At 70.1% G+C, this 12972-nt stretch carries 10 protein-coding genes; 5 read left to right on the top strand and 5 right to left on the bottom strand.

Annotated features, from left to right (window positions below; translation table 11 throughout):
• Positions 1 to 32: 32 nt before the first annotated feature.
• Together STSP_RS08505 and STSP_RS08500 are read right to left on the bottom strand one after the other, a co-directional pair.
• A complete protein-coding gene (locus STSP_RS08505) occupies positions 33 to 1427 on the bottom strand; it encodes an NAD(P)/FAD-dependent oxidoreductase (RefSeq protein ID WP_067274203.1) in 1395 nt (464 codons plus the stop codon).
• The gene (locus STSP_RS08500) at positions 1417 to 1656 is read right to left on the bottom strand and encodes a ferredoxin (RefSeq protein WP_067274200.1); all 240 of its coding nucleotides are present in this window, start codon (positions 1654 to 1656) and stop codon (positions 1417 to 1419) included. Before STSP_RS08500 ends, STSP_RS08505 begins: the two co-directional genes overlap by 11 nt.
• A 345-nt stretch (positions 1657 to 2001) precedes the next feature.
• On the opposite strand from STSP_RS08500, the gene STSP_RS08495 reads away from it, so the two are divergent.
• The 3 genes from STSP_RS08495 to STSP_RS08485 are packed head-to-tail and all read left to right on the top strand — an operon-like array spanning position 2002 to position 3158.
• Positions 2002 to 2397 carry a nitroreductase/quinone reductase family protein gene (locus STSP_RS08495; RefSeq protein ID WP_067274197.1) on the top strand — a complete coding sequence of 132 codons (396 nt, stop codon included), beginning with the start codon at positions 2002 to 2004 and terminating at the stop codon, positions 2395 to 2397.
• A gap of 36 nt (positions 2398 to 2433) precedes the next feature.
• The gene (locus STSP_RS08490; RefSeq protein WP_078066991.1) at positions 2434 to 2961 is read left to right on the top strand and encodes a GNAT family N-acetyltransferase; all 528 of its coding nucleotides are present in this window, start codon (positions 2434 to 2436) and stop codon (positions 2959 to 2961) included.
• Positions 2962 to 2969: 8 nt separating this feature from the next.
• A complete protein-coding gene (locus STSP_RS08485) occupies positions 2970 to 3158 on the top strand; it encodes a type II toxin-antitoxin system VapC family toxin (RefSeq protein WP_067274195.1) in 189 nt (62 codons plus the stop codon).
• An 87-nt stretch (positions 3159 to 3245) separates the two neighbouring features.
• Here the strand turns inward: STSP_RS08485 and metG (STSP_RS08480) are convergent, their stop codons facing one another.
• On the bottom strand, positions 3246 to 4865 hold the full coding sequence (gene metG / locus STSP_RS08480) for a methionine--tRNA ligase (protein WP_067274192.1): 1620 nt from the start codon (positions 4863 to 4865) through the stop codon (positions 3246 to 3248).
• Between the two features lie 170 nt (positions 4866 to 5035).
• Between metG (STSP_RS08480) and STSP_RS08475 the strand changes: the two genes are divergently transcribed.
• Positions 5036 to 6670 carry an IS200/IS605 family element transposase accessory protein TnpB gene (locus STSP_RS08475; RefSeq protein ID WP_067274189.1) on the top strand — a complete coding sequence of 545 codons (1635 nt, stop codon included), beginning with the start codon at positions 5036 to 5038 and terminating at the stop codon, positions 6668 to 6670.
• A 55-nt stretch (positions 6671 to 6725) separates the two neighbouring features.
• Here STSP_RS08475 and metG (STSP_RS08470) read toward each other — a convergent pair whose 3' ends face one another.
• Positions 6726 to 8441: a methionine--tRNA ligase gene (metG, locus tag STSP_RS08470; protein ID WP_067274187.1), complete on the bottom strand. Its 1716-nt coding sequence runs from the start codon at positions 8439 to 8441 to the stop codon at positions 6726 to 6728.
• A gap of 151 nt (positions 8442 to 8592) precedes the next feature.
• Complete coding sequence (locus STSP_RS08465; protein WP_332835354.1) at positions 8593 to 10215, bottom strand: VWA domain-containing protein; 1623 nt, start codon at positions 10213 to 10215, stop codon at positions 8593 to 8595.
• Between the two features lie 624 nt (positions 10216 to 10839).
• On the opposite strand from STSP_RS08465, the gene STSP_RS08460 reads away from it, so the two are divergent.
• Positions 10840 to 12930, top strand: coding sequence for a PhoX family protein (locus STSP_RS08460; RefSeq protein WP_067274183.1), 2091 nt, complete (start codon positions 10840 to 10842; stop codon positions 12928 to 12930).
• Positions 12931 to 12972 lie beyond the last annotated feature (42 nt).

Below are 12972 nucleotides of genomic sequence, written 5' to 3'. Positions count from 1 at the left end.
GCCCGGTCACGCGCGCGGTCCGGCGTGCGCCCTTACGCGCGCATGGGCGTGAACGAGACCCGTCGGTCGGCCGGTGAGTGGCCGCTGAGGGTGACGGTCGGACCGTGGCTGGGCAGGGAGGGGTCGGGGAAGCCGGCCGGTACCGGCCGCATCCCGTCCGGCCGCCGGTCGACGCTGGGGTACGGGGGTGGGAACGGCGCGGCCTGTTCGATTTGCCGTTGGTAGAAATCCAGCCATTTCGCCTGGTCGAAGGTGACGGCGGCGATGACGCGGCCCCGGTAGCCGTAGACCGCGGTGAAGCGGCGGTCGGAGAGCGACCCCTGGGTGACGATGATCTCCTCGCCCATGGGCGGGACGCCGACCGACTTGATGTTCACGCCGAACTGGGCGGACCAGAAGGACGGCGTCCAGACGTGGGGGCGGCGGTCCGCACTGGAGTTGATCATGTTGTGGGCGGCGACCTCTGCCTGCGCGACCGCGTTGCCCCAGTGCTCCAGCGAGAGGAACTGGTATCCGAAGAGCGGGTGCGGGGAGCGGGCGACGTCCCCAGCGACGAACACGTCGTCGGTCACGATGCCCCGTACGTCGAAGGCGCGGCACCCGGCGTCGCAGGCGATCCCGCGCGGCCCGGCGCCCAGACCCGACCCCGCGAGCCACTCGGTGTTACGGGTCGCTCCCAGCGATACGACGGCGATGTCCGCCTCGACCGTGGACCCGTCGGAGAGATGAGCACACCGCAGACGTCCCGCCTGGTCGCCCTCCAGCCCGGTGACCTGCACACCGCACCGCAGGTCGACGCCGTGCTCGCGCTGCAGTTCCGCGGCCACCTCGCCGACCACCGCGCCGAGCGCGCCCACCAGCGGGGCCGCGCCGCGCTCCGCGACCGTGACGGGCAGCTGCTGCTCGCGGCAGGCGGAGGCGATCTCGGACCCGGTGAACCCGGCGCCGATGACCAGGACCCGGCGGGGGCCGGCCTTCAGCCGGTGGTGCAGCCGGGTGGCGTCGTCCACGGTGCGCAGGACGAAGACACCGTCGAGGTCGGCCTCCAGCTCGTTCGGCCACGGACGGGCCCGTACGCCCGTGGTGATCAGCAGCCGGTCGTACTCGACCGAGCTGCCGTCGGAGAGATGCACTCGCTTCGCGTGCAGGTCGAGACCGGTGGCCGCGGTGCCGAGCCGCCACTGCGCGTCGATCGCGCGGCGGCGGGGCAGCGCCGTGTGGTCGGCGGGCACCTTGCCGAGCAGTACCTGTTTGGACAGCGGCGGCCGGTCGTACGGCTCCTGGGGCTCGTCACCGATCATGGTGAGCGTCCCGCTGAAGCCCTCCTCGCGGAGCGTCTCGGCGGCCCTCAGTCCCGCCAGCGATGCACCTACGACGACGATGTGCCCCTCGCGCCTGAGCCGTTGAAGGGACCCGTCAAGCGGCATAGGAGGCACCCGCCCGTGCCTGGGCCGACGCGGCGGCGTCCGCGGCCTCCACGGTGATGGCCTTGACGGGGCACGCCTCCGCCGCCCGCAGCACGTGCTCCCGCTGCGCGTCGTCGGGCCCCGGGTCGTACATCAGTGCCTCGTCACCGTGCATCGTGAACACGTCGGGGGCGAGGAAGGCGCACTGCGCGTACCCCTGACACCGGTTGAGATCAACGACAAGCCTCATGAGGTCTCCGCTGCGTCGGTTCCTACGGCTTCTTCGTTCCTCTGCCCCCGGATTCAGGATGGGAGGGGTGGCGGGGGTGCGCACGCCCGCCGGGCCGGGGGAGTGAGGCGCCCTACGCGCGCCGCGTCCCACACCCCGACGCGCAGGACGCCCCGCGCCCACCGGAGCCGTATGGCCGCGGGCCCCTTGGTATGGCGTAAGGCGTTGCTGACCACAGATCCGCTCTCGTACCGACATGTGCCGATGACGGACGACCAGCCCAGTCGGCGGGCGGTCCACCGCATCCCGGACACTGGCGTGGAAGAGACCGAATCAAAAGACTTCGGACGAACGGGAGAGCCACCGGTGTCGCGCTTCGACGAGAGCAAGTTTCGTGCCGTCACATGGGTCCAGAGGCACATCGCCAACCCGCTCACCAGGCGGCTGCCGTTTCAGACGGTCCTGGAGACCACAGGGCGGAAGTCCGGGCTGCCTCGGCGGACACCGCTCGGCGGCCGCCGTATCGGGGATGAGTTCTGGCTCGTCTCGGAGTACGGCGAGAAGTCGCAGTACGTGCGGAACATCCAGGCCGACCCGCGCGTCCGCGTCCGGATCAGGGGCAAGTGGCACACCGGCACCGCGCACCTGGTGCCCGAGGACGACGCCCGGGCGCGGCTCAAGAGCCTGCCGCGGATGAACAGCGCCGCGGTCCGAGCGGTCGGGACGAACCTGCTGACGGTTCGGGTCGATCTGGCCGACTGAGCCGCCCGACCGTGGGGCCGTTGGGATACTTCGGCCATGGACACGAGCGCGGGGGCGGAGCGAACAGGACCGACCCGGGTGGTGCCCGGGACCGGGTCGGGCCGTCCCCTGGGGTGGTCGCTGCGTTCTGCCGAGCCGTCGGACGTCGAGGTGATCGCGGAGCTGCGGGCGACGGTGATGCGCCCGGACCTGGAGCGGTTGGGACGGTTCGACGAGTGTCGGGTCCGGCAGCGGTTGCGGGATTCCTTCTCCCCGCGACACACGTCGGTCATCGTGGCCGATGGCGCCTTCGCGGGCTGCGTCACGGTGCGGCCGGCCGAGGACGGACGGTGGCTGGAGCACTTCTATCTTGCCCCGCATCTCCAGGGCCGGGGGCTCGGATCGGCTGTCCTGCGGGCACTGCTGCACCGGACCGATGCCGATGGCGTGCCCGTTCGCCTGAACGTCCTGCAGGGCAGTGCCGCCCGGCGGCTGTACGAGCGCTACGGCTTCACGGTGGAGGCTCAGGACCCGATCGACGTCTACATGATGCGACGGCCCGGAGCGGGCACCCCCGGAAGGTGACGAGGGCTATGTGTGCGACGCGGTGTGCGCCGCTCACGGCGTTGCCGGGACGTGCCTGGGAACTGCGCGACAACTGCACGCCGTATGACGCTTCCTACATCGCGCTGGCTGGAGCACTCGACGTCCCTCTGGTGACGGCCGACAGCAAGCTGAAGGGCGTGCCCAGGGCGCGCTGTGTCGTCGAAGTCATCAGCTGAGCGAAGCGTCATCAGTTGGGCGAAGCGGACGCGACGAAGGGGCCCGGGACCTCAACAGGTTCCGGGCCCCTTCGACGTGCGTACGGGCTACGCGGTCGGCTTCTCCTCCAGGCGCGGGAACAGCACCGCGCCCTTCGTCACCGTCATGCCCGCCGGGAGGCGGCCCCACGTGCCCGCGTCCTGGACCCGCTGGTCCGCGAGCGTGCCGAGGGAGGCCTCCGCGCCGAGGGAGTCCCAGAGCTTCTGGGAGGTGTCCGGCATGATCGGGTTGAGGAGGACCGCCACCGCGCGGAGGGACTCCGCGGCCGTGTAGAGGATCGTCGCGAGGCGGGCCTTGCCCTCGTCACTGGTGTCCTTGGCGACCTTCCACGGCTCCTGCTCCGTGATGTAGCCGTTGACCTGCTTGACGAAGTCGAAGATCGCCAGGATGCCGCCCTGGAAGTCCAGGTCCTCGCCGATCTTGCGGTCGGCCTCCGCGACGGCCTTGGCCAGGCCCCCGTGGATCGCCTGCTCGGCCTCGCCGTCGGCCGCCGAGGCCGGCAGCTCACCACCGAAGTACTTGCCGACCATGGCCGCCACGCGCGACGCCAGGTTGCCGTAGTCGTTGGCGAGCTCGCTCGTGTAGCGGGCGGAGAAGTCCTCCCAGGAGAACGAGCCGTCCTGGCCGAAGGCGATCGCGCGCAGGAAGTACCAGCGGTACGCGTCCACGCCGAAGTGCGAGGTCAGGTCCTGCGGCTTGATGCCGGTCAGGTTCGACTTCGACATCTTCTCGCCGCCGACCATCAGCCAGCCGTTGGCCGCGACCTTGCCCGGGAGCGGCAGGCCCTGCGCCATCAGCATCGCGGGCCAGATGATCGCGTGGAAGCGGAGGATGTCCTTGCCCACCAGGTGCACGTTCGCCGGGAAGGTCGACTCGAACTTCGCCGGGTTCTCGTTGTAGCCGACCGCCGTGGCGTAGTTCAGCAGCGCGTCGACCCACACGTAGATGACGTGCTTCTCGTCCCAGGGAACCGGGACGCCCCAGTCGAAGGTGGAGCGGGAGATCGAGAGGTCCTGCAGGCCCTGGCGCACGAAGTTCACGACCTCGTTGCGCGCGGACTCAGGCTGGATGAAGTCCGGGTTGGCCTCGTAGCGGGCGAGGAGCTTGTCGCCGTACTCGCTCAGCTTGAAGAAGTAGTTCTCCTCCTTGAGGATCTCCACCGGCTTCTTGTGGACCGGGCACAGCTTCTGACCTGCGAAGTCGCCCTCGCCGTCCAGCAGCTCGCCGGGGAGCTTGTACTCCTCGCAGCCCACGCAGTACGGGCCTTCGTACCCGCCCTTGTAGATCTCGCCCTTGTCGTACAGGTCCTGGACGAACTCCTGCACACGGTCCGTGTGCCGCTTCTCCGTGGTCCGGATGAAGTCGTCGTTCGCGATCTCCAGATGCTCCCAGAGGGGCTTCCATGCCTCCTCGACGAGCTTGTCGCACCATTCCTGCGGGCTGACGCCGTTGGCGTCGGCGGTGCGCATGATCTTCTGACCGTGCTCGTCCGTGCCGGTGAGGAACCACACCTTCTCGCCGCGCTGACGGTGCCAGCGCGAGAGCACGTCGCCTGCGACGGTCGTGTAGGCGTGGCCCAGGTGAGGAGCGTCGTTGACGTAGTAAATGGGCGTGGAGACGTAGTACTCCTTCTTCGCCCCTGCCGGCTGAGGTCCCGTGGTCTGCATGCCTCTCAAGGCTAGTGCGTCCAGCGGTACGCACGAGCCGGGGAACTTGGTTACCGGGCGAGCTCGGGACTTTCCGGTTAGTGAACAGATATTCATGTACCGAATGTGTGACCTTTTCAGGTGGCGCTCGTTGAGCGAGGTGCCGCAGTTTCGGGTGGAGGGGTAAACGGATGCGCGCACGGCGGAAGCTGGTGACGCCCGTGGTGCTGCCCGGTCCTGCTGGGGTTGCGATCCGAGCTCGACTGAAGGTTTCGGAAGCGGACGCAGCCGTGCTGCGTGAGGTCGGTGCATTTTTGGGCGCTCTCGCAGCTGGCGACGTCGCGATACGGTCCCGGCAGGGGCTGGCTCATGCTGCTGCCTCATGGGCAGCCCGGAAGCAGGAGTTGACGGGAAAGTCATCTGCCCGCTGGGCAGGCAGCATCACCAAGGCCACTCATGATCAGTGGGCGCTGGCGCGGCGCGGTCAGGTGTCCCATCTGGTACGGCTGCGGGGGCAGATCGCGAGCATCGAGGCGCGGCTGGCTCGGCCGCTGGGCGCGAAGGCCGACAAACGCCAGGGAATTCCGCGAGGGTATGCATGCCGTGCCGAGTGGCACGCCAAGTCCCGTCGGCTGAGCGTGCTCGAGGACCGGCTGGCACGGCTGGAGGCGGACTGGGCGGCGGGCCGGGTGCGCGTGGTGCGTGGTGGCAAGCGGCTCGCACGTCTGCGTCATCACCTGGACGAGGCCGGGCTGGATGAGCGGGCGTGGCGGGAGCGCTGGGAGGCGGCCCGGATGTTCCTGGCCGCTGACGGGGAGTCGGGCAAACGCTGCGGCAACGAGACCATCCGCATCACCGACACCGGGCAGGTCTCGATCCGGCTCCCGGCCCCACTCGCTCATCTGGCCAACGCCCCGCACGGCCGGTACGTGCTCGATGCCACCGTGGCCTTCCCGCATCGGGACAGGGAGTGGCTGGACCGGATCACCGCGAACCGGGCGGTGGCGTACCGCATCCACTACGACACGATGCGCGGCCGCTGGTATGTGACCGCCTCCTGGCAGCGCGCCCCTGCCCCCGTGCTGCCGCTGGAAGCGGCCCTCGCCCGGGGCGTGGTCGGGGTGGACATGAACGACGACCACCTCGCTGCCTGGAGCCTGGACCTGCACGGCAACCCCGTCGGCGAGCCCCGACGCTTCTTCTACGACCTGACTGGCCCCACCGCGCACCGGGACGCCCAGATCCGACACGCCCTGACCCGGTTGCTCCACTACGCCCGCCGCTGCGGCGCCGCAGCGATCGCGATCGAGGACCTCGACTTCACCGACGGCAGGACGCGGGAGAAGTCCGGCCGCAACAAGCGCTTCCGCCGCCTGATCTCCCGCTTCCCCACGGCCCTGCTCAAGGCCCGGCTGGTTGCGATGGCCGCCGAGCAGGACATGGCGATCGTCGTGGTCGACCCCGCCTACACCTCCCGGTGGGGTGCCCAGCACTGGCAGAAACCGCTGGCCACCCCCACCCGTAAGACGACACGCCACGACGCGGCAGCCGTGGCGATCGGAAGGCGCGCCCTCGGGCATCCGATCCGGCGACGGACGGCACCGCCCCCACACGACCGGAGAGATCGTGCGGGGCATCGGACCGCCCAGGCCCGACCGGACACCCGGCGGCGTGAGGAAACCCGCCCCCGCATTCCCGGACCACGCACCAGATGCGTGCTGCCCGGATGCGGAGCGAACGCGGGGGACCAGTGTGCCCAACACCGTTCGGGGCACGCGGCTGAGCAGCAGTCCTGGCATCAGGACCCGCTCCCGCTCAGCCTCTAGGAACGGTCGAGACGTAGAACGCCTTGCCGCACCGCTTCTCGGAAGCTAAGTGCCTCTACTCCGCCTCGCCGCCGAAGCGCTGCTTGTACGCCTCCAGATCCTCGTCCGTGAGCTTGGCGAACAGGACCGGCGGGACCGTGAAGGGCGTGCCCGCGGGGACCGAGGACAGGGATCTGGCCTCGTCGGACGTGACCCAGGTCGCCGTGTCGTTGTCCAGATCGAACGCCGTACGCATGGCCCTCGCCGAGGCCGGGATGAAGGGCTCAGAGACGACCGCGTAGAGATGGATCAGGTTCATCGCGGTGCGGAGGGTCAGGGCCGCGCCGTCCTTGTCCGTCTTGATCTCCAGCCAGGGGGCCTTCTCCTCCAGGTAGGAGTTGCCCGCCGACCACAGGGCGCGCAGCGCCGCCGCGGCCTTGCGGAACTGGAGGGCCTCCATCTGCTCCTCGTACTCGGCGAGGAGGCGGGAGATCTCCTCGCCCAGCTTCTGCTCCGCCTCGCCGGCCTCGGCACCCCCCGGGACCTCGTCACCGAAGCGCTTGCGGGAGAAGGAAAGGACGCGGTTGACGAAGTTTCCGAGGGTGTCGGCGAGGTCCTTGTTCACCGTGGCCGTGAAGTGCTCCCACGTGAAAGACGAGTCGTCGGACTCCGGGGCGTTGGCGATCAGGAAGTAGCGCCAGTAGTCGGCGGGCAGGATCTCCAGCGCCTGGTCGGTGAAGACACCGCGCCGCTGAGACGTGGAGAACTTGCCGCCGTAGTAGGTCAGCCAGTTGAACGACTTGAGGTAGTCGACCTTCTTCCAGGGCTCGCGCACGCCGAGCTCGGTGGCCGGGAACATCACCGAGTGGAAGGGGACGTTGTCCTTGGCCATGAACTGCGTGTAGCGGATGGTGTCGTCTGCCTCGTACCACCAGGACTTCCAGTCCCGCTTGGCCGGGTCCTGGTCCGCCCACTCCTTCGTCGCGCCGATGTACTCGATCGGGGCGTCGAACCAGACGTAGAAGACCTTGCCCTCGGCTGCCAGCTCCGGCCAGGTGTCGGCCGGGACCGGGACGCCCCAGTCCAGGTCACGGGTGATCGCGCGGTCGTGCAGCCCCTCGGTCAGCCACTTGCGGGCGATCGACGAGGCGAGCTGCGGCCACTCGTCCGCGACCTCGTCGATCCACGCCTCGACCTCGTGCTGGAGCTTGGACTGCAGCAGGAAGAGGTGCTTGGTCTCGCGGACCTCCAGGTCCGTGGAGCCGGAGATCGCCGAGCGCGGGTTGATCAGGTCGGTCGGGTCGAGTACGCGGGTGCAGTTCTCGCACTGGTCGCCGCGGGCCTTGTCGTAGCCGCAGTGCGGGCAGGTGCCCTCGACGTAGCGGTCGGGAAGGAAACGGCCGTCCGCAGGCGAGTAGACCTGGCGGATCGCGCGCTCCTCGATGAAGCCGTTCTCGTTCAGCTTCCGTGCGAAGTGCTGTGTGATGTCGCGGTTCTCCGGCGAGGAACTGCGACCGAAGTAGTCGAAGGCCAGCTCGAAACCGTCGTACACGACCTTCTGCGCGTCGTGCGCCTGCGCGCAGAACTCGTCCACCGGCAGGCCCTGCTCCTTCGCGGCCAGCTCGGCGGGGGTGCCGTGCTCGTCGGTGGCGCAGATGTAGAGGACGTCATGGCCGCGCTGGCGGAGGTACCGGGAGTACACATCCGCCGGGAGCATGGAGCCCACCATGTTGCCCAGGTGCTTGATCCCGTTGATGTACGGAAGGGCGCTGGTGATGAGGTGTCGAGCCATCGCGGGCTGCTCCAAGGTTGCTACGCGGAGTGACGGAAATCTCTGTCGAACCGTCTACGGAACCTCGAAATCGTAGCTGACCCTGCCAGACCGCCCACGCAGTGCTTTTCGCGCGGGCGGCCTGGTGATCGGTGTACGAGCCTTCGGTGCCCTACGGGCGCCAGGACGCCAGCAGGCCCTCGTACAGTTCCTCGTCCGTGAGCTCGCGGGGCGTCGGGCCCGCGTGGAAGAACGCGGCGTTGTCGGCCTTCAGCTTGCGCAGGTAGTCGAAGCCCTTGGCGTCGTGCTCGCCGAACGCGATGAACTGGAAGAACAGCGGGTGCTTGGCGGCATCGGCCAGGGCCTGCGTCGCCACGCCCTTGGTGTCCGGCGGGCCGTCCGTCTGGAAGATCACCAGGGCGGGGTCCTCGGTGCCGGACTTCTCGTAGTCCGTGACGACCTCTTCCACGGCGCGGTGGTAGCTGGTGCGGCCCATCCGCCCGAGGGACTCGTGCAGCTCGTCGACGCGGCCCTCGTACGCGGCCGGGGTGAGCTCGCCCGTTCCGTCGATCTCCGTCGAGAAGAAGACAACGTGCACCGTGGCGTCGGCGTCCAGGTGTGCGGCCAGGGCCAGCACCTGCTCGCCGAGGCTCTGTGCCGAGCCGTCCTTGTAGTACCCGCGCATGGAACCCGACCGGTCAAGCACGAGGTACACGCGGGCCCGCCTGCCGGCCAGGCCCTTCTCCTTGAGTACGGCGCCTGCGGCCTTGTACGCGGGCACGAGCCCGGGCGCGTTGGCCTTGAGGCGGGCGAGGGAGAGGGCGGGCTTGGGGGCGGGAGTTGCGGGCGCGGGGCTCGCGGGGGCGGGGGTCGCCTCGGCGGAGACCTCCGCCGCGTCGGTGGTGGTCTGCGGCTCGGCCGCGGCCTCCGGCTCGGCCGCGGCCTTCGGCTTGGGGGCGGTTTCCGGCTTGGGGGCCTGTGCGGCCACCACGTCGGAGGCGATATCGGGCTCAGCTGTGGCGTCGGGCTTAGCCGGGGCCTCGGGCTCCTGCTCCGCAGGCGCAGCCGCAGCCTTGGGCTCGGGAGCGGCAGCGGGAGCGACGGGCGCGGGCTGCGGTTCGGCGGGGGCAGCCACCGCCTCAGGGGCGGCGGCCTTGGGCTCGTCGGCGGCCTTGGGCTCGGGCTGCGGGGCGGGCGCCCCGGCAACGGCCTCGGGCTCCGGGGTGGGCGCCTCGGCAAGGGCCCCGGCCTCGGGCTCGGCGGTTGCCGTCTCGGCCTTCGGCTCGGTGGTCACGGCCTCCGCCGGGGCCGGAACCTCGACCACCGGCTCGGGCTCCGACCCCGCAGCCACCGCCTCGGGCTCGGTGGTCGCGCTCTCGACCTTCGCTTCGGCGGCCACGGCCACGGCCTCCGCCTCGGCCGGAACCTCGACCACCGGATCCGCCTCGGGAGCCGAGGTCACGCCCTCGGCCTCCGCAGCCGGAACCTCGGCCTCCCGCTCCGCCTTAGGAGCCGCAGCCACCGGCTCAGGCTCCGCCTCAGCAGTCACAGCCACCGGCTCAGGCTCCGCCTCAGGCGCCGCAGCCACCGGCTCAGGCTCCAGCTCCGCCTCAGGCGCCGAAGGCTCCGGCGTCCGTTCGGGAGCCGAAGACTCCGGCTCGGCGGTCGCCGCGGGGGCGGGCGTCGCCGAGGAAGCCCCCCGCGCACCCGGCACCGTCACATTGTCGAACGCCTGCGACACCAGCTCGTCCACGACCGACGGCTCGGGCTCCGTCGTCGGTGCGGGAACCTTCACCTCCGTCACCGTCGAGGACGCCGTCACCGTAGAAGACGTAGAAGACGTAGAGGACGCCGTCACCGGAGAAGACGGAGAGGACGGAGAAGACTCCGTCGCCGTCGATGGCTCGGCGGCCGGCGCAGACGTCGAGGAGGTCGAGGAGGCCGCCGACGAGGGCCCCTGCTCCCCGACGGCGTCCCCGTCACGCCCCTTGCGCGACCGTCCGAACGCGTTCCGCAGGAGACTCAGAATGCCCATGTGCGCAACCCTTCGCATGAGTTGGTACCCGTAATTCCTGGCCAGGAAGGACACGTAAGGGTAGCCGCCGTATTCGGCGATCTTGGGGAGGGGCGGCCTCCGCGCACCGCCTCCACGAACGGCGGCTTCCGAGGCGCGGGCCACGCGCGGCGCGGGGACCTTGAACTCCCTTCCGTCCGCCGGGGGTTCACTCGGCGTTCATCCGGAGTCCGTCACCCTGCTGGCCTCCGCCCCTAACGTCTCGCGCGAAACAGCCGGAATCAGCCAGATGGGCGCGCGTAGCGTCGGCGGACCCGTTCGCCGCGCACAGCAACGCCGGACCCGGGGTCTCCGGTCCACGTCGGCGCAGGGAGCGCCGGTTCATGTGCACATACGGAGGGGACAGTGCGCAAACTGCTGCCGATCATCACCTCGCACGCGGGTGGTCGTTCCGCGATGACCTGCCGGTTCCGCTGTGGTGACGCCTGCTTTCACGAGGTGCCCAACACCAGCGACAACGAGTACGTCGGCGACGTCATAGCCGGTGCGCTCAGCCGGCGGTCCATGATGCGGGCCGCCGCCGTCGTGACCGTCGCCACGGCCGCCGGGGGAGCGGTCGTCGGCGCGGGTACTCCGCAGGCCGCCGCGGCCCAGGCGGAGGGTGCGGACACGGCGTACCAGACGAAGACGGGCAAGGCAGCGCGTGGCCTGCGCTTCACGCCGGTCGCGCCCAACACGAACGACGCCGTCACCATCCCGGACGGCTACGCGCAGAACGTCGTGATCCGCTGGGGCGAGCCCATCCTGCGCGGCGCCCCCGCCTTCGACCCGGACAAGCAGACCGCCGCCGCCCAGGCGGGCCAGTTCGGCTACAACAACGACTTCCTCAGCCTGCTGCCCCTGCGGGGCGAGCCCGGCCGTCAGGTCCTCGTGGCCAACCACGAGTACACGGACGAGATCCTGATGTTCAAGGGCTACGACGCCGCGAACCCGACCCGCGAGCAGGTCGAGATCGCCTGGGCCGCGCACGGCCTGTCCGTCGTGGTCGTGCAGGAGGAGCGCAGCAGCGGGAAGCTGACCGCCGTCCCGCGCCACCGCCTCAACCGCCGCCTCACCACCACCAGCAAGTTCCGCCTCGCCGGCCCGGTCGCCGGCAGCGAACTCGTCCGTACGAAGGCCGACCCGACGGGCACCACCGTCCTCGGCACGCTGAACAACTGCGCGGGCGGCGAGACCCCGTGGGGCACCACGCTGCACGGCGAGGAGAACTTCAACCAGTACTTCGGCGGCTTCGACAAGGTGACGGACCCGATGACCGTCGCCCGCCTGAAGCGGTACGGCGTCACGACCGCCGTCTCGGAGCGCAAGTGGGAGCGGTTCGACGACCGCTTCGACCTTTCCAAGGAGCCGAACGAGGCCAACCGCTTCGGCTGGGTCGTCGAACTGGACCCGTACGACCCGGAGTCGACCCCGCGCAAGCGCACCGCGCTCGGCCGCTTCAAGCACGAGGCCGCGCAGCCGCGCCTGACCGACGACGGCCGCCCGGTCGTCTACATGGGCGACGACGAGCGCTTCGACTACTTCTACAAGTTCGTCTCCAGCAAGCGGATGGCGAAGGGCGGCTCGCGCGCCGCGCACGAGCACAACCTGACCCTCCTCGACGAGGGCACGCTCTACGTCGCCAAGCTCACCGGCGACTCCCCGGCCACCGAGATCGACGGCACCGGCAAGCTGCCCTCCGACGGCGAGTTCGACGGCAGCGGCGCCTGGATCCCGCTGGCCACGGCCGGTCCCGACGGTGCCGTCTCGCACGTCGAGGGCATGACCGCCGAGGAGGTGTACGTCTTCACGCGTCTCGCCGCCGACAAGGTGGGCGCCACGAAGATGGACCGCCCCGAGGACGTCGAGCCGTCCCCGCAGAGCGGCAAGGTCTACGTCGCCCTGACGAACAACACCAACCGCGGCAAGACCGGTTTCGCCGCGGCCGACGAGGCCAACCCGCGCAACAGCAACAAGCACGGGCAGGTCCTCGAGCTCACCGAGTCCCGCAACCGGCCCGAGTCGACGACCTTCGCCTGGTCGCTGTTCCTCGTCGCCGGCGACCCGAACGACCCGGCCACCTACTTCGCGGGCTTCCCCAAGGACCAGGTGTCCCCGATCTCCTGCCCGGACAACGTCGCCTTCGACCCGTACGGCAACCTGTGGATCTCCACCGACGGCAATGCGCTCGGCACGCACGACGGCCTGTTCGGCGTCGCGACGCGCGGCGAGCGGCGCGGTGAGCTCAAGCAGTTCCTGACGGTGCCGACCGGCGCCGAGACCTGCGGCCCGATCATCCAGGGCCGCCGGGTCCTGGTCGCGGTCCAGCACCCGGGCGAGATCGACGGCGCCTCCGTCGAGAAGCCCGCGTCCACCTGGCCCGACGGGCCCGGCACGCTCGTCCGCCCGTCGGTGGTGGCGGTCTGGCGCAAGGACGGCTGCAACATCGGCGTCTGATCAGCCATACGTCGAGGGGACGCTCCCAGCAGGGGGCGCCCC

The organism is Streptomyces jeddahensis (genome assembly GCF_001642995.1).
In the GTDB taxonomy this organism is placed as follows: Bacteria; Actinomycetota; Actinomycetes; order Streptomycetales; family Streptomycetaceae; genus Streptomyces; species Streptomyces jeddahensis.
This window is presented reverse-complemented; position numbering and strand designations above follow the sequence as displayed.

Bases quoted from the DNA above. Each gene is read 5' to 3' on its own strand.
- STSP_RS08505 (WP_067274203.1), bottom strand. From the start codon at position 1,427: ATGCCGCTTGACGGGTCCCTTCAACGGCTCAGGCGCGAGGGGCACATC.
- STSP_RS08500 (WP_067274200.1), bottom strand. From the start codon at position 1,656: ATGAGGCTTGTCGTTGATCTCAACCGGTGTCAGGGGTACGCGCAGTGC.
- STSP_RS08490 (WP_078066991.1), top strand. From the start codon at position 2,434: ATGGACACGAGCGCGGGGGCGGAGCGAACAGGACCGACCCGGGTGGTG.
- STSP_RS08485 (WP_067274195.1), top strand. From the start codon at position 2,970: ATGTGTGCGACGCGGTGTGCGCCGCTCACGGCGTTGCCGGGACGTGCC.
- metG (WP_067274192.1), bottom strand. From the start codon at position 4,865: ATGCAGACCACGGGACCTCAGCCGGCAGGGGCGAAGAAGGAGTACTAC.
- STSP_RS08475 (WP_067274189.1), top strand. From the start codon at position 5,036: ATGCGCGCACGGCGGAAGCTGGTGACGCCCGTGGTGCTGCCCGGTCCT.
- metG (WP_067274187.1), bottom strand. From the start codon at position 8,441: ATGGCTCGACACCTCATCACCAGCGCCCTTCCGTACATCAACGGGATC.